The sequence below is a fragment of the Tenacibaculum agarivorans genome, assembly GCF_001936575.1.
Taxonomy (GTDB): domain Bacteria; phylum Bacteroidota; class Bacteroidia; order Flavobacteriales; family Flavobacteriaceae; genus Polaribacter; species Polaribacter agarivorans.
Genome location: NZ_MSMP01000003.1, coordinates 94,618 through 112,708, shown reverse-complemented (window position 1 = coordinate 112,708; position 18,091 = coordinate 94,618). Strand labels below are relative to the sequence as shown.

At 29.9% G+C, this 18,091-nt stretch carries 13 protein-coding genes; 4 read left to right on the top strand and 9 right to left on the bottom strand.

Going from position 1 to position 18,091, the window contains the following annotated elements; genetic code table 11:
* Positions 1-32: 32 nt before the first annotated feature.
* Together BVC87_RS03260 and BVC87_RS03255 are read left to right on the top strand one after the other, a co-directional pair.
* Positions 33-2,306 carry a FecR domain-containing protein gene (locus BVC87_RS03260; protein ID WP_159439310.1) on the top strand — a complete coding sequence of 758 codons (2,274 nt, stop codon included), beginning with the start codon at positions 33-35 and terminating at the stop codon, positions 2,304-2,306.
* Between the two features lie 196 nt (positions 2,307-2,502).
* Positions 2,503-5,037 carry a M20/M25/M40 family metallo-hydrolase gene (locus BVC87_RS03255; RefSeq protein ID WP_075340918.1) on the top strand — a complete coding sequence of 845 codons (2,535 nt, stop codon included), beginning with the start codon at positions 2,503-2,505 and terminating at the stop codon, positions 5,035-5,037.
* Between the two features lie 48 nt (positions 5,038-5,085).
* Here the strand turns inward: BVC87_RS03255 and fabG are convergent, their stop codons facing one another.
* The 9 genes from fabG to BVC87_RS03210 form a co-directional block, all read right to left on the bottom strand.
* Positions 5,086-5,832 carry a 3-oxoacyl-[acyl-carrier-protein] reductase gene (gene fabG, locus BVC87_RS03250; protein WP_075340917.1) on the bottom strand — a complete coding sequence of 249 codons (747 nt, stop codon included), beginning with the start codon at positions 5,830-5,832 and terminating at the stop codon, positions 5,086-5,088.
* Positions 5,833-5,929: 97 nt separating this feature from the next.
* The gene (locus BVC87_RS03245) at positions 5,930-8,899 is read right to left on the bottom strand and encodes a M16 family metallopeptidase (RefSeq protein ID WP_075340916.1); all 2,970 of its coding nucleotides are present in this window, start codon (positions 8,897-8,899) and stop codon (positions 5,930-5,932) included.
* 96 nt (positions 8,900-8,995) lie between these two features.
* Entirely contained in the window at positions 8,996-9,871 is an 876-nt protein-coding gene (gene sucD, locus BVC87_RS03240; RefSeq protein ID WP_075340915.1) for a succinate--CoA ligase subunit alpha, read from the bottom strand.
* A 68-nt stretch (positions 9,872-9,939) separates the two neighbouring features.
* Positions 9,940-10,860, bottom strand: a complete 921-nt coding sequence (locus tag BVC87_RS03235) for a UDP-3-O-(3-hydroxymyristoyl)glucosamine N-acyltransferase (protein ID WP_075340914.1) — start codon at positions 10,858-10,860, stop codon at positions 9,940-9,942.
* A gap of 39 nt (positions 10,861-10,899) precedes the next feature.
* Positions 10,900-11,466: an elongation factor P gene (gene efp, locus BVC87_RS03230; protein WP_075340913.1), complete on the bottom strand. Its 567-nt coding sequence runs from the start codon at positions 11,464-11,466 to the stop codon at positions 10,900-10,902.
* A gap of 11 nt (positions 11,467-11,477) precedes the next feature.
* Complete coding sequence (lpxA, locus tag BVC87_RS03225) at positions 11,478-12,263, bottom strand: acyl-ACP--UDP-N-acetylglucosamine O-acyltransferase (protein WP_075340912.1); 786 nt, start codon at positions 12,261-12,263, stop codon at positions 11,478-11,480.
* 1 nt (position 12,264) lies between these two features.
* Positions 12,265-13,659, bottom strand: coding sequence for a bifunctional UDP-3-O-[3-hydroxymyristoyl] N-acetylglucosamine deacetylase/3-hydroxyacyl-ACP dehydratase (locus BVC87_RS03220; protein WP_075340911.1), 1,395 nt, complete (start codon positions 13,657-13,659; stop codon positions 12,265-12,267).
* A complete protein-coding gene (gene lpxD, locus BVC87_RS03215; RefSeq protein ID WP_075340910.1) occupies positions 13,652-14,692 on the bottom strand; it encodes a UDP-3-O-(3-hydroxymyristoyl)glucosamine N-acyltransferase in 1,041 nt (346 codons plus the stop codon). The genes BVC87_RS03220 and lpxD overlap by 8 nt, the downstream gene beginning before the upstream one ends.
* 46 nt (positions 14,693-14,738) lie before the next feature.
* On the bottom strand, positions 14,739-15,977 hold the full coding sequence (locus BVC87_RS03210; RefSeq protein ID WP_083629229.1) for an HD domain-containing protein: 1,239 nt from the start codon (positions 15,975-15,977) through the stop codon (positions 14,739-14,741).
* A 152-nt stretch (positions 15,978-16,129) separates the two neighbouring features.
* Here BVC87_RS03210 and porX point away from each other — a divergent pair, with 152 nt between their 5' ends.
* Both porX and tsaE read left to right on the top strand, forming a co-directional pair.
* Positions 16,130-17,677 carry a T9SS response regulator signal transducer PorX gene (gene porX / locus BVC87_RS03205; RefSeq protein WP_075340908.1) on the top strand — a complete coding sequence of 516 codons (1,548 nt, stop codon included), beginning with the start codon at positions 16,130-16,132 and terminating at the stop codon, positions 17,675-17,677.
* Between the two features lie 4 nt (positions 17,678-17,681).
* A complete protein-coding gene (gene tsaE, locus BVC87_RS03200; RefSeq protein ID WP_075340907.1) occupies positions 17,682-18,089 on the top strand; it encodes a tRNA (adenosine(37)-N6)-threonylcarbamoyltransferase complex ATPase subunit type 1 TsaE in 408 nt (135 codons plus the stop codon).
* Positions 18,090-18,091: the final 2 nt, after the last annotated feature.

The window sequence follows — 18,091 nt, the reverse complement described above, 5'->3', positions numbered from 1 at the left end:
TCATTTTCTCTCAAGAAAAGAGAGATAGTATATTGCCTGTAAAAAAAATTTTAAAACTATTAGAAGATAGGTACAATGTTAGTTTTTCTTTTGGAGATAAAACAGTGGAAAATATTAGTACCCGACTTCCCAAAAAAGATCTTACTCTAGATGAAGCACTAGATTTCTTAAATTCAAATACAAATCTATCCTTTGATATTTTAAGTAACCGGTTTATTAGTATTAAAAAACAAGAAGAAGTTATTGTTTCAGAATTCTTTGAAGATTTAAATGAAGTATCTGTAACAGGATTTTTAACTTCAGGTATTTCTAAAAATAAAGATGGATCATTAGAATTAAAAACAAAAAATCTAGGTATCCTACCTGGTTTAATTGAACCTGATGTTTTACAAGCTATTCAAGCACTACCTGGTGTAGTTAGCGCAAGTGAATCTATTTCTGATTTAAATATTAGAGGGGGTACACATGATCAAAATTTAATTCTATTCGATGGAATTAGAATGTATCAATCAGGGCATTTTTTTGGTCTAATTACCGCTTTTAACCCACATTTAAACTATAAAACTAAGCTTTCTAAGAACGGGATTTCCAGTAAATATGGGGAAAATATTTCTAGTGTGATCGATATGAAACTTCCAAATAAAATTTCAGATAAAACTCAAATTAATATAGGAGGAAATTTATTGAGTTTTGATTTTCTAGGAATTCTTCCTTTATCTAAAAAAATAGAACTACAAATAGCTACTAGACGATCAAACACTGATTTTTTAAAGACTTTTACATTTAATGAATATTTTAATAGAGCCTTTCAGGAAGCAGATATTAATTCAGCATTTGATCGAGGTTTTTTGTCAGCTAAAAATGAAAAATTTAGTTTTTATGATGTATTTACCAAATTTCTTTATCGTATAAACGATAAAAATCTGTTTAAACTAGTTTTATTAAATATTGAAAATAACTTGAATTATGAGGAAAATCTTAAGATAGATGATGATATAACTAATGATGATACTATAATAGGTAATAGTGTGATTGAACAGAAGAACTTTAGCCTCGGCATTACTTATGAAGGATCATGGAATAGTTGGCTTACTACTGAAGCTAAAATATATACCTCACGTTATAATCTAATTTCTACATATTATAATTATGATGAAACTAATATAAATTTGCGTGCACAAGCAAATGAAGTTATTGATAATGGCTTTAAATTAGATACTAATTTTGAAATTTCGAAAAAAACTAATGTTTCTACTGGATATCATTTTTCTCAAATAGGTATAAGTAATACAGATGGTTTTGAAATTTTATTTGCAAGTAACTTGAAACAAGTTTTAAATACACATAGCCTATATAGTCAATTAAATTATAATGAAGAGGATTTCTATTTAAAAGCTGGATTAAGAGCTAATTACTATGAAAAATTTGGGCGATTGTTTCTTGAACCCAGATTTGCGTTCAATTACAAGTTGAGTAATACTATCAGTTTTGAAATAAATAGTAGTTTACGAAGCCAAGCTACTTCACAAATTATTGATTTAGATGCTGACTTTTTAGGTATTGAAAGAGAACGTTGGGTATTGGCAGGGCAAAATCCTGTGACTGGTGATAATTTTCCTATAATTACAAATCAACAAATAGGAGTTGGAGGCTACTATAAAAAAGATGGCTGGCTAATTAATGTAGAAGCATATCATAAATTAGTAAATAACATAAACAGTAAAAGCCAAGGTTTTCAAAATAGAATACTAAATCTAGTTTATAATCTTAATGAATCTAGTTTTGTTGGAAGTTACCGTGTAAAAGGAGTAGATCTACTAATTCAAAAAAAGATAAATAATTTAAGAATAGGGTTAGGGTATAGCTATACAAAGAATGACTATATATTTGAAGATTTAAATAATGGAAATCCTTTTCCTAGTAATTTCGATATAAGAAATGTACTTAATGTTTCTAGTACATATATTTATAATAACTTCGATTTTGCTATTGGTTTTAATTGGTACTCTGGTAAGCCTTATACAGAAATTAAAGAATTTACAGAAAATAATGACCCCGTTTTTCGTTTTCTAGACGTTAATAATAGTAGGCAAAAAGATTACTATAGATTAGATGCTTCCGTAAATTATAATTTTAAAATTGGTAATGTTAATTTAATTAGCGGAATTTCAGTGTGGAATATTCTAAATAGAAGAAATATATTAAATACTTATTACTCAAGAGAGTTTTTAAACTTTGATTTTGTTAAAACTGAAAATACTTCGCTTGGTCTAACTCCAAATTTAAGTCTTAGAGTAAAGTTTTAATGCTACCTATCTTTACTTGTTTATTTTTCTCTTTTTTTAACTAAATAACAACTTTAATATTTTTATTGTAAAATTTTAACATTAATTATACCATCAACTGTTTTTTTAGTTAATTTAAATATCAATTATAAACCTCTTTTTCTTAGAGTCTTTATAGCTGTTAAACCTCCGAATATTAACCAAAAACCCTAATAAAATGAAATCAATTCAATTTATTACCCTATCCCTTTTATTTAATTTACTCATTAGTTATTCCATTAATGCGCAAGTAACCCCTGAATTTTTCTATGCTACAATTCAAACAAATGATGCCAATCAACTTAAAAAAAATCATCCTGATGATATTACTATTATTGAATCAATTAATGGTTTTAGTGCTGTAATGTTAACTCATAATGCTGCAGAAGAATTACATCACAAAGTTTTAGTGCATGGACCTGGTTTTGTGTACGAACCTTCAAAAGCAAGTGCTTTAGCTACTATTAGAAGAACAAAAAGTTTAGTTTCTAAAAATATTGGAACAAAGTTTAATAAATTTTCTATTACTCAAGAACAATTAGTAAGGCAAAGTCTTGATTTAGTAGATAATATGAACATTGCTACTCATATTCAAGAATTGGAAGCATATGGTACACGTTATCATACAACTAATACTGCCAGACAAGCTGTTTTAGACTTAAAAACACGTTGGGAAAATATGGCTTCGGGCAGAAACGATGTTACAGTTAGAATAGTAAATCATACCAGTACAAATATGCCTTCTGTGGTGATGACTATAACCGGAACAGATGCTCCTGACGAATATGTTATTATTGGAGGCCATATTGATTCCACTGCATTTGGAAATAATAATAATGCTCCAGGTGCTGATGATAATGCTTCTGGTATAGCTACATTTACAGAAGCAGCTAGAGTACTTTTTGAACTGAACTTTAAACCTAAAAGAACTATTGAATTTATGGCTTTTGCTGCTGAAGAAGTAGGTTTAAGAGGATCGAGAGAAATTGCAGAAGATTATAGAACAAGAAATGTAGATGTATTAAGTTTCATGCAGTTAGACATGACAAATTATAAAGGATCTCCAAGAGATATTTACATTTCTACAGATTCTTATAATGATGACACCTTGAATAACTTTTTAATAGAACTTCTAAATTTTTATAATGGTTCAGGTCAACATCAATTGACATACGGTACTTCACAATGTAACTATGGATGCTCAGACCACTACAGTTGGGCTCAACAAGGTTATGATGTAGCTTTTCCTTTTGAAGCTTCATTCAATCAAAGTAATCCAAATATTCATACTACAGGTGATACTTTTGATAAGTCTCCTACTCCAAATGCTACTCATGCTGCAAAGTTTGCAAAACTAGCTTTAGAATATTTAATTGAAATTTCTAACGGTGAAACTACTTCCAGTGAAGAATGTACACAAACAATAAATAGTTTTCCATATCAAGAGAGTTTTGAAACTACTTCAAATTTATGGATTGAGTCTGTAGATGATGATTTAAATTTTACTAGAAATACTGGTACTACTCCGTCAAATAATACAGGCCCTAGTAATGCTTCAGCTGGAAATTATTATATATACGTAGAAGCATCAGGAAATGGCACTGGTTTTCCAAGTAAAAAGGCAATTTTAGAATCTCCTTGTTTTGACTTTACCACATTAGATACTCCTCAATTAAACTTTGATTACCATATGTTAGGCAATTCGATAGCTACATTAGAAGTTGAAGCTAAGACAAAAGAAGATAATATTTGGACTACAATCTTTTCAAAAAATGGAAGTCAAGGAAGTAGCTGGAATACCGTAGATATTTCAATGAATAATTATGCAAATAAGTCTAATATTCAAATTAGGTTTATAGTTACTACAGGCTCTGGAAATGAAGGCTGGCAGAGTGATATTGCTATTGATAATATTCTACTTGATAATGGGAATACCACTACTCCTCCAACATGTACATCTTTGAATTTTAATGACTTTACTATTTCTTCCTTTTCTAATCAAGATTCTGATGGTACTTTTTCCGTATTAAATTCTGGCGAATCATTATCATTAACGAATAATACTTGGAAATCTATTAACTATGCATATACTGTAACCTCTCAAACAGTTTTAGAATTTGATTTTTCTAGTACTTCTCAGGGAGAAATTCATGGAATTGGTTTTGAAAATGATAATAATTTAACTTCAACAAATTATTTCAAATTGCATGGAACTCAAAATTACGGAGTCACTAATTACGATAATTACACTAATGGAACTACAAAATATATAATTCCTGTAGGGAATTTTTATACAGGAAATATGGATAGATTGGTCTTTATAAATGATAATGATAGTGGATCTGGAAACACTTCTTTATTTACCAATGTAAAGATTTACGAAGGTACTTGTGGAAATAATCTTGTCAATAAAACAGATACAAGTATTGATAAAGTTACTATTGGTAATGAAAGTGAAAGCATATTCTCTAAATTAACAATTACGCCAAATCCTAGTAAAGATTTCTTTAACATTAACTTAGAAACATTAGGAACTTCACCTATCACTGTAACGCTATTTACCATAAATGGTGAAGAGATTATAACTAGAAACATTAACTCTAAAACTACAAGAGTTTCTTTAAAAGGATTAAATTTAAGTTCAGGTATATATCTACTTAAATTAAATACAAATGGAGAAGATACTTTTTCTAAACAGATTATTATAAACTAAATAAAAAAGGCGCCAAATGGCGCCTTTTTTATAATTATAATACATTTATTATGTTAACATTCCTCCGTCAACAGATAAAGTCTGACCTGTGATGTAAGAACTCATATCAGAAGCTAAGAAAACACATGCATTAGCTACATCTTCAGCAGTTCCTCCTCTTTTTAAAGGAATTTCATTTCTCCATCCTTCTACTACCTTTTCATCTAATTGTGCAGTCATTTCTGTTTCAATAAATCCTGGTGCAATCACGTTACTACGAATATTTCTTGATCCTAATTCTAATGCAACAGACTTAGAAAAACCTAAAATTCCTGCTTTTGAAGCTGCGTAATTAGCTTGACCTGCGTTACCTTTTAACCCTACAACTGAGCTCATGTTAATTATAGAACCAGCTCTTTGCTTCATCATCGGCTTAATCACTGCCTTAGTTAAATTAAAAACAGATTTAAGATTTACTTGGATTACCTTGTCAAAGTCGTCTTCAGAAATACGTAGTAATAAGTTATCTTTTGTAATTCCAGCATTGTTAATTAAAACATCAATCGCTCCAAACTCTTCTAAAACATTTTTAGCTAATTCTTGAGCCGCATCAAACTCTGCTGCATTAGATTGATATCCTTTTGCTTTTACTCCTAATTCTTGTAACTCTTTTTCTAATGAATTAGCTGCTTCAACAGATGAGTTATATGTAAATGCTACATTAGCTCCTTGCTTTGCGAACTCTAAAGCGATTCCTCTACCTATACCTCTGGTAGCTCCTGTAATTATAGCGGTTTTATTTTCTAAAAGTTTCATTTAGTTGTATGATTTAAAGTGTCAAATATAAATGATTTAATGCTACAAAAAAAAGCGTTCTAAAAAGAACGCTTCTATTTTTTTATGAGTTTATTATTTAGGGTTTTACAACCTTAGGTTTTTCGTAATTGAATAAATAATCTACATCCATTTCTTTTAATGTTCCTAATTTTGAAAGTGCTTTTAAATCGATATCTTTCTTATTAGCAACAACCATGATATTATAATCTTGACCTTTGATATTAGTATCAAAGAACTCTTTCATATCTTTCATTGTCATGTTTTTAATAGCGTTATAAATTTCTTCACGATTATCGTTATCAATTCCTCTTTTCTTTAAACTTTCATATGCCCAAAACATTCCTGTGTCATTTATTCTTTCAGCAGCTATTTTTTTAAGAGCAGACTCTTTTGAGGCATTAAATTGTTTTTCAGCTTCAGGCATATTATTCATTAAGTCTAACATTGCATCTACAGCATCAGGAATTTTATTTGCTTGTGTTCCTATATACGCGTATGTGTAATTGGGTTTTCCTTTTTCTGAAGCATTACTATATGCAGAAAAAGCTGAATATGCCAATGATTTAGATTCTCTAATTTCTTGAAAGACAATTGAAGATAACCCACTACCAAAATAATTATTGAATAATGTAGAAATTGCTAGTTTTTTAGGATCAAATTCATCTCCCTTTGCTAAAAATAACATTTCTGCTTGTACCATATCGTAATTAACAAAGTAAACATTATCTCCTGTCTTAGCATACTCATATACTTTTTTCTGTGGATAATCTTTCAAATCAGCTGCTATAATATGATTTTTATTTAAAGCTGATTTAGCTTGATTAATGTCTTTACCATAGTAGAAAATTCGGTGTTTATAGTTTTTCAAATCCTTAACTAAAGCTACTAATTCTTCTGGATTTTGATCTTTTAACTCTTGAATTGTATAAATATCTCTCAATCTAGATCCTTCTCCATACTGACCATAACTCATTAAACCTCTCCACATAATACTTCCTTTATTTGCTTTGGTATCAATACGTCTTTTTGCAATTTTATCAACATATTTATTATAAATATCTTGATCTGCTTTTGCATTTGCCCACAAATTTTCCAGTAAAGCTAATCCCTTATCAAGATTTTCTCTTAATCCTGATAAATAAACATAAGATCTATCAGCACCAGAACTTACACCATAATTAATACCTAACTTATAAAAATCTTTTTTTACTTCTTCAGGAGTTTTAGTATCAGTACCTAAATATTGCAAGTAATTCACCGCTATTGGTAACTTCTTGTTGTGATCTTTACCCATATCAAAAATGATGTCAAGTTCAGCTAAATCATTCTTAGTATTAGTAATGTATTCTACTGTTAAACCATTATCCAGAGTTGTTTTCTTTATTGCAGACTTATAATCGTTAAATTTTGGTTTAAGATCTGGAGATGTCATTTTGTTAAATGCTGTTGTAAAATCAGAAACTTTACCTCTATTTAATTCATTAGGAGTAATTTCTGGCTTTGGCACTTTTACTAAACCTTCAGTTTTTCCTTGATTTTTATTAACGATTACATAATTATCTTTATAAAATTCATTAGCAAAAGCGACTAATTCTTCTTTTGAAATCTTTCTTAACTCATTTAATAACTGTACTCTATTTCCCCAATCTTGAAAATGAACAAACGCATTTACATAATCATAAGCTATTGAAGATGCATTTTGATATTTTTTGATAGTGCTTAATTTTAAATCATTGATTACAGCATCAATAAGCCAATCATCAAACTCTCCTTTTTTAACTTTTTCAATTTGTCCTAAAACCAAATCTGTAGCTTCTTTTAAGGTTTGACCATTTTTAGGAGTTACATATAACTGGTGCATTCCATAATCATTTAAAAAAGTTGTGTAACTACCAGCTCCTTGTACTAATTGTTTTTGATTTAAATTTAAATCAATTAAACCCGCTTCACTATTACTTAAAATCATATCAATTAATGTTAAGTACTTTTCTTCTTTAGTACCTATCCCCTTACTTCTATAGGCTACACTAGCTCTAGCAGCCTCAGGTCCAACCACTTCTTTTACTGTGATTTCCGTTAAAGGATCTTCTGTTGGTCTTGTTGGGTGATTAACTTCCTTAGATTTAAGTTTTCCAAAAGCAGCATCAACTTTTTTAATTGTAGCATCAAAATCTAAATCTCCAACTAAAACTACTGCCATATTGTTAGGCACATAATATCTATTGAAATAAGCATGTATAGCTTCCATTGAAGGATTTTTCAAATGCTCAGATTTACCAATAGTAGTTTGTTGTCCGTAAGGGTGTTTCGGAAAAAGTGCATCCATCATTGCATATGATTCTCTTCTTCTATCACTGTCTTGTCCCCCATTAAATTCTTCGTAAACGGCTTCTAATTCTGTATGGAATAATCGTAATACCAATTGACTAAAGCGTTCACCTTCTACTGTTAACCATTTATCTAATTCATTGGTAGGTATTTTATTTACATAAACTGTTTCTTCATGCCATGTCCAAGCATTAGTTCCTTCAGCTCCTAAACTACTGATCATATTATCATATTCATTAGCGATAGCTAATTTCGAAGCTTCATGAGAAACTTTATCAATCTCTTTATAGATTTCTATTTTCTTAAGAGAATCCTTTTCAGCCTTATGCTTTTCATATAAATCAGATATTTTTTGCAATTCAACTTTTTCCTTTTCAAAATCGATTGCTCCAATTTCATCTGTACCTTTAAAAACCATATGTTCTAGATAATGGGCTAATCCAGTATTATCTTTTGGATCATAAACAGAACCGGCTCTCACAGGTATAAATGTTTGAATTTTTGGTTCTTCAAAGTTTTGCGCTAAATAGACTTTTAAACCATTTTTTAAAGTATATAAACGTAAACCTGTAGGATCATTAGTATAAGTAACATAGTTAAAACCATTATCATCTGTATGGTTTTCTGCTACTACTTCTGTACTTTCTGAAGTTTTTTTACAACTTATAAAAATTACAGAAAAAGCAATCATAGTTAGTATTTGATTGATTTTTTTCATTGTATTTTTTTGTTTTTTGTTATTAATTAAAAAATCCGACCACTAAAGTATAGTGATCGGATCAAATCTATTTGTTTTTTAGTAAATTTTAACTAATTATGCTAAAACTTTTGCTACTATTTCTCCAATTTTAGCAGGAGACTCAACTACGTGTACTCCATTTTCTGCTAAAATTTTCATTTTTGCTTGAGCTGTATCATCAGCACCACCTACAATAGCTCCAGCATGTCCCATAGTTCTACCAGCAGGTGCAGTTTGTCCTGCAATAAAACCTACTACAGGCTTTCTATTTCCATCAGCTTTAATCCAACGTGCAGCTTCTGCTTCTAATTGCCCACCTATTTCACCAATCATTACAATTGCTTCAGTTTCATCATCATTCATTAATAACTCAACTGCTTCTTTTGTTGTAGTTCCAATAATTGGATCTCCACCAATACCAATAGCAGTTGTGATACCATAACCTTGTTTAACAACTTGATCAGCTGCTTCATAAGTTAATGTTCCTGATTTAGAAACAATACCTACTTTTCCTTTTTTGAAAATAAACCCTGGCATGATACCAACTTTAGCTTCTTCTGGTGTAATTACACCTGGACAGTTAGGTCCTACTAAAGTACAATCTTCTTTTGCATCAATATAAGATTTAACTTTTACCATGTCTGCAGTAGGAATACCTTCAGTAATACAAATAATTACTTTAATTCCTGCTTCAGCAGATTCCATGATTGCGTCAGCTGCAAAAGCTGGTGGTACAAAAATAATTGAAGTATCAGCTCCAGCCTTAGCTACTGCTTCATCTACAGTATTAAAAACAGGCTTACCTAAGTGTTCTTGACCTCCTTTACCTGGAGTAACACCACCAACAATATTTGTTCCATATTCTATCATTTGTCCAGCGTGAAAAGTACCTTCACTTCCTGTGAAACCCTGAACAATAATTTTTGAATCTTTATTTACTAAAACGCTCATCTGGTTTATTTTTATTTAAGTCAAGCAAAAATAGTTTTTTAATTGAGTATTACCAATTAAAATTATCGTTACTTTTTGTTTTTATTTACTTCGTTTTTTAAATGAATAATTTCACGCATTTTTTGTCTGTATTCCTCTTGTGGAGTACCAAAATATACTCCTTTTTTTAAGGACTTCATTACTCCTGTTTGCGCCATTAAAACAGTTCCTTTTTCAATATGTAAACCACTAACAACTCCTACTTGTCCCCAAATTGTAACTTCATCTTCAATAACTGTACAACCTGCTATACCTGTTTGGGCTGCTATCAGACACTTTTTACCAATTACAGTATCATGTCCCACATGTACCTGATTATCAATCTTAGTACCTTCTCCAATGGTTGTATCTCCAGTTACTCCTCTGTCAATAGTACAACTTGCCCCTAGGTCTACATCATCTTCAATAACTACTCTACCTCCAGAAACTAAAGGGTCAAAACCTTCAGGTCTCTTTTTGTAATAAAACGCATTGCTACCTAGTACAGTATTTGAATAAATTGTAACATTATCACCTATAATACAATTGTTATTTATGGTAACATTGGCATGAATTAAGCAGTTTTTACCGATTTTAACACCTTCACCTATAAATACATTTGGTTGTACTATTGTACCTTCTCCTATCTCAGCAGAATCAGCTATACTTTGTTTAGAGGCTATAAAAGGATTGAAATGTTTTGTTAATTTATTAAAATCTCTAAAAGGATCGTCAGATATTAATAACGTTTTTCCTTCAGGACATGCTACATCTTTATTGATTAGTATTGTAGTAGCCTTAGAATTTAAAGCTTTATCATAATATTTAGGATGATCTACAAATACAATTTCTCCTTCTTGGACAACATGAATTTCATTTAAGCCTGTAATTTTAAAATTAGGATCTCCTACAAATTGTATTTCTAACAGATTAGCTATCTGTTGTAAAGTTTGGGTAGTATTGAATTTCATATGAAAAAAATCCCGCAATTAAGCGGGATGAAATTATTTTTATTCTTTAATTCTTTCCGAATACGAGCCTTTTTCTGTATCAATTTTGATTTTATCTCCTTCGTTTATAAAAAGAGGAACATTTACTCTAGCTCCAGTTTCTACAGTAGCAGGTTTTGTTGCATTTGTCGCTGTATTTCCTTTTACTCCTGGCTCTGTATGTGTTACTTCTAAAATTACATGAGAAGGCATTTCTACTGAAAGTGGCAAGCTGTCTTCAGTATTTATTAAAATAGTTACTACTTCTCCTTCTTTCATGAATTCTGAACCATCAACAACTTTTCTTTGTAAAGTAATTTGGTTATAATCATCAGTATTCATGAAGTGTAAATCATCTCCTTCAGCATACAAATACTGAAACTTGTGAGTTTCTACACGAACATCTTCAATTTTATGTCCCGCTGAAAATGTATTATCAATTACTTTTCCTGTGGTAACACTTTTTAATTTAGTTCTTACAAAAGCAGGTCCTTTACCTGGTTTTACATGTAAAAATTCTATGATTTTGAATATATCGCTATTGTATTTAATACACAATCCTTTTTTAATATCTGAAGTTGATGCCATTATATAATTAATTAATTTGTTTTGTAATATCCTTTCATTATACCTCTGTGAGAATCTTTAATAAACTGTACAATCTCATCTCTCTCAGAAGTAGCTTCCATCTCAGCCTCTATAATTGCTATAGCTTGAGAATTATTATAATTTTTTTGAAATAATATTCTGTAAATATCTTGAATTTCTCTGATTTTCTCTGTAGTAAAACCTCTCCTTCTTAACCCAATCGAATTAATTCCAACATAAGACAAAGGTTCTCTAGCTGCTTTAACATATGGAGGAACATCTTTACGCACAAGTGAACCACCTGTTACAAATGCATGATTTCCAACCGACGCAAACTGATGTACAGCTACCATACCTGCTAGTACTACATTGTCTCCAATAGTCACATGCCCTGCTAGTGTTGAATTATTTGAAAAAATACAATTATCTCCAACAACACAGTCATGAGCCACATGACAATACGCCATGATTAAACAATTATTTCCTATAACGGTTTTTAATCGATCAGCTGTACCTCTATTGATCGTAACACATTCACGAATAGTAACATTGTCTCCTATTTCTACTGTTGTTTCTTCGTCATTAAACTTTAAGTCTTGGGGAATTGCAGATACAACTGCGCCTGGAAAAATTCTACAATTTTTTCCAATTCTAGCTCCTTCCATTATGGTTACATTGGATCCAATCCATGTACCTGAACCAATCTCTACATTAGCATGTATAGTGCTAAATGGTTCTATTACTACGTTTCTAGCTATTTTTGCTTGGGGGTGAACGTAGGCTAATGGTTGATTCATATTACTTTACTTTAGAAATTTGTGCCATTAACTCCGCCTCTGCAACTAATTTTCCGTTGGCATAAGCATAGGCTTGCATGTGTGCAATTCCTCTTCGTATCGGCGTTATTAATTCACTTTTAAATATTAACGTATCTCCAGGTAAAACCTTTTGTTTAAACTTAACTTTATCTATTTTCATAAAATAAGTCAAATAATTTTCTGGATCGGGTACTGTACTTAGTACAAGAACTCCTCCTGCTTGAGCCATTGCTTCTACTTGCAATACTCCTGGCATAACTGGTGCTCCTGGAAAATGACCTACAAAGAACCCTTCATTCATTGTTACATTCTTCATTCCAACAACATGTGTATCAGTAAGTTCTAATATTCGATCTACTAATAAAAATGGTGGTCTATGAGGAAGAATATCCATGATTTTATGAATATCCATCAACGGTGGTTGATTTAAATCAAAAGTAGGTACATTATTTCTCTTTTCCTTTTTTATGATTTTAGATAATTTTTTAGCAAACGCAGTATTTACCTGATGCCCTGGTTTGTTAGCTATAACTTTACCTTTTATTTTGGTACCTACTAAAGCTAAATCTCCAATAACATCTAATAATTTATGTCTTGCTGCTTCATTAGCCCAACGTAACTCTAAATTATCTAAAATTCCATTAGGTTTAATTTTTATATCATCTTTTTTGAATGCTTTTTTAAGTTTTTCAGTTGTGCTTTCTGAAAGTTCTTTATCTACATAAACTATAGCATTATTAAGATCTCCTCCTTTGATTAAATCATTTTCTAGAAGCATTTCAATTTCATGTAAAAAACTAAATGTTCTTGCTGATGAAATTTCTTCTTTAAAATCTGAAATTTTACTTAATGTAGCATTCTGAGTTCCTAGTACTTTAGTTCCAAAGTCTACCATAGCAGTTACTTCATACTTATCAGAAGGCATTAAAATAATTTCACTTCCAGTATTTTCATCTTTATATGATATAACCTCTTTAACTACGTACTCATCTACAGGTGCATCTTGTTCTACAACCCCTGCTTTTTCTAATGCTTCTATAAAGAATTTTGAAGAACCGTCCATTATTGGAGGCTCAGAAGCATTAATTTCTATTAATAAATTATCAATATCTAATCCTACAGCTGCAGCTAATACATGTTCTGAGGTATTAATTTGTACACCATTTTTTTCCATGTTAGTTCCTCTTTGAGTATCGATAACATAGTCAGCTTTAGCTTCAATCACAGGCTGACCTTCTAAATCTACTCTCTTAAAAGCGAATCCATGATTAATAGGTGCTGGTTTAAACGTCATTGTTACTTGATTTCCGGTGTGTAATCCTACACCAGATAAAGTAATTTCATTTTCTATAGTTGTTTGTTGTTGTTTACTCATTTTTATTGTTTTGAGTATTGTACTCTTTCTCTAGTTTATGAATAGTTGATACGATTTTAGGTAAATTTCTAAAATAAACATAAGATTTATTAAAGTCAGAATAACCTATAGCAGGTGAACCTTGAACAACTTCATTATCTTTAAGGTTCTTACCTATTCCAGACTGTGCCTGAATTTTAACATTATCTCCTATAGAAATATGTCCAACAATACCAACTTGACCACCAATCATACAGTTCTCACCTATTTTGGTAGAACCTGCTATGCCTGTTTGTGAAGCTATTACGGTATTTTGTCCTATTTCTACATTATGCGCTATTTGAATTTGATTATCTAATTTTACACCTTTTCTAATAATTGTAGAGCCTAAAGTAGCTCTATCTATGGTAGAATTGGCTCCTATATCTACATGATCTTCAATAATTACATTTCCTGTTTGCGGTACTGCTTTATAAATACCGTTTTCGTCTGGCGTAAATCCAAAACCATCAGAACCGATAACACTACCTGAATGAACTTTACAATCGTTTCCAATTACAGTTTCAGAATAAATCTTTACTCCTGAGAATATAACACAGTCATTTCCTATGGTAACATTATCTCCTATATAACTATTGGGGTAAATCTTTACATTATTTCCAATGATAACATTTTCTCCAATATAAGTGAATGCCCCAATGTATTCATTTTCTCCTATTGAAGCTGTAGTAGATACATATATAGGATTCTCTCTTCCTGATTTATTATGCTTAACTTGATTATAATACTCTAATAATGTAGAAAATGATTTATAAGGATCGTCGACTTTAATTAAAGTAGTAGAGATTTCTCTTTCTGGAACAAACTCTTTACTAACAATAGTAATTGATGCCGAAGTAGTATATATATATTGATTGTATTTCGGATTAGCTAAAAAAGTTAAAGACCCTTTTTCAGCTTCTTCTATCTTTGCTAATTTACTTACTAGTTCATCTAAATTTCCTTCGACATCTCCTTGTAAAATATCTGCGATTTGTTTTGCTGTAAACTCCATTAATTGCAAAAGTAATTATTTTTTGTTTAGTATGAATCTCGAACGATTAAACCTTAGAAAAATTCTTAGGATAACAATAATAATACTTTATTACAGGCTTAGATAAAGTTTGTAAGTTTAAGTGATCAGAAGCTTTAGCTATATCTTTTAATTTACCTTTTTTTGTTAAAATTTTTATAGGTTTCTTTTTATTATATGCTTGATTTGCTACTGAATCTTCAAAAATAAAACACGGTAATACACTATCATCTATGTTAAATTTCTTTTTTATTTTTTTGTGGATTTTTGTTTTGTAGGAATCTGTAAAAGGTTGATTTTGTAATTCAATTTTCAATAATTTTCTTTGAATTAACATCTTTGAAAGCTTTGATAGTACCAAATCTTCGTTATAACACCATTCTTTAATCGCTGATAAAACATCATAATCATCCAGTCTAGAAAACATTTCTAAAGTTTCGTCTGTAAAATTATTCCTATAAATAGTATTTGATAAAAAATATTGTAACGGAGCACTCGCTGGCAATTTTACACCAGATTTAGCCAAAACCTTTGCTCTTTGTAATATTTTAACTAATAATATTTCAGAAGCAAGAGATGTTTTATGCAAGTAGACTTGCCAATACATTAACCTTCTTGCTATTAAAAAATTTTCTACTGAATAAATTCCTTTTTCTTCTATAACTAATTGATCATCTTTTACATTCATCATTGCGATTAGTCGATCTGATGAGATATTTCCCTCGGCCACTCCTGTATAAAAACTATCTCTTTTAAGATAATCTAATCGATCAATATCTAGTTGACTTGATATTAGCTGATTGAAGAAACCTCTTTCATATTTTCCTTCAAAAATATCTATAGCTAAGTCCAATTGTCCATTAAATTCTCCATTCAACTTCTTCATAAACAATAGCGATATTTCTTCATGAACAATTTCATCTACTATACTATGTTCTAAAGCATGTGAAAATGCTCCATGACCTATATCATGCAATAAAATGGCAATACAAAGTGCTGTAGCTTCTTCTTCTGAAATTTTAATATTCTTTGATTGTAATACTTGAATTGCTTTTTGCATTAAATGCATACAACCTATAGCATGATGAAAACGTGTATGATGGGCTCCTGGATACACTAAATTAGTTAATCCCATTTGTGTTATCCTACGTAATCTCTGAAAATATTTATGTTCAATAATATCAAAAATTAAAGAATTTGGAATTGAAATTAATCCATAAATAGGATCGTTAAAAATTTTCAGTTTGTTAGTTTTAGATTTACTCAATATAATTAAATTTCAGATAACGAAACAAATGTAGTTAAATATCAATAATCAACTTTGTTATTTTTTTAAGAAAAAAAATATATAACTTGGGTATTTAATTTTTTCAACACTAAACACCTGTTTTGTGCGTTGAATTCTGTAACCAACCAATTATGAAAAAAATGGATATACTTTGGGTAGATGATGAGATAGATTTATTGAAACCTCATATTATTTTCTTAGAAAAGAAAAATTATAATGTGACTACATGTACTAATGGAGCTGATGCAGTTGATTTAGTTGATAAGGAGAGTTTTGATATAATCTTTTTAGATGAAAACATGCCTGGAATTTCGGGTTTGGAAGCGTTAACACAGATCAAACAAAAGAAAACTAATCTTCCTGTAGTTATGATAACTAAAAGTGAAGAAGAATATATAATGGAAGAAGCTATTGGTTCTAAAATAGCTGATTATCTTATTAAACCAGTAAATCCAAATCAAATTTTACTAAGTTTAAAAAAGAATTTAGATCACTCTAGACTTGTTACAGAAAAAACAACCCTAAATTACCAACAAGAATTTAGAAAAATTTCTATGGATTTATCTATGGTAAATTCATATGAAGAATGGATTGAATTTTACAAAAGACTAGTTCACTGGGAATTAGAACTAGAAAATATTGATGATTCTAGTTTGTTAGAAATATTAGAAAGTCAGAAATCTGAAGCAAATACGCATTTTTTTAAGTTTATAAAAAAGAACTACGAAGATTGGCTTACTTCTGATGATAAACCTGTTCTATCTCATACACTTTTTAAAGATTTAATAGTTCCTAATCTAAGTAATGAACAAGGTACATTAGTTGTTATCATTGATAATTTAAGATATGATCAGTTTAGAATTTTAGAGCCTTATATAGAAAACTTCTATAAAAAGGAAGAAGAGCATTCTTATTTTAGCATTTTACCTACTGCAACACAATATGCTAGAAATGCTATTTTCTCAGGATTAATGCCTTCTGAGATGGAAAAAAGACACAGAGAATATTGGAAAAATGATATTGACGAAGGTGGTAAAAACCTTTTTGAAAATGAATTTTTAACCGCTCAAATAAAAAGATTAAACCTAAATCTTAAACACGAATATTTTAAAATAACTTCACTCAAAAACGGTAAAGACTTAGCCGATAATTATAAAAGCACTAAGAATAACGATTTAACTGTTGTTGTTTATAATTTTGTTGATATGCTTTCTCATGCTAAAACTGAGATGGAGGTAATAAAAGAACTTGTTGGAGATGATAAAGCGTATAGATCATTAACAGCTAGTTGGTTTAAAAATTCCCCTCTTTTATCCATTATACAAAAGGCAAAAGAATTAGGACAGAAACTAATTATTACTACTGATCATGGTACTATAAATTGTAAAAACCCAACAAAAGTTATTGGAGATAAAAATATAAGTGCCAATCTAAGGTATAAAACAGGTCGTAGCTTAAGTTACGAACAAAAAGATGTATATGAAGTAAAAAATCCGCAAGACATCTTTTTACCAAGTATAGCTATTAATAGTCCTTTTATTTTTGCTAAAGAAGATTTATTTTTTGCGTATCCTAACAATTTTAATCATTTTGTAAAATATTATAGAAATACATATCAGCATGGAGGTATTTCATTAGAAGAAATTATTATACCTTGCGCTATATATAATTCTAAATAGTTTTATGAATAAAAATTATTCATTAGAAGATATTACTTTTATAGCTAAGGAACTTATTTCTAACACAAAACATAAGGTACTTTTATTTTATGGTGATATGGGAGTGGGTAAAACTACACTCATAAAAGAGATTTGTAAAACTATAGGTAGTGATGATATTATAAGCTCACCTACATTCTCATTAGTAAATGAATATCATACAAATACTAGTGAAATAATCTATCATTTCGACTTTTACAGAATAGAAAATGATGAAGAAGCATTAGATATAGGTATTGAAGAATATTTTAGCTCTGGTCATTGGTGTTTAATCGAATGGCCTGAGAATATTAAAAATTTACTACCTTTAAATGCTAGTGAAGTTATAATTAACCTTACTGATAATAATTTTAGAAACATTCAACTTAAGTAAAA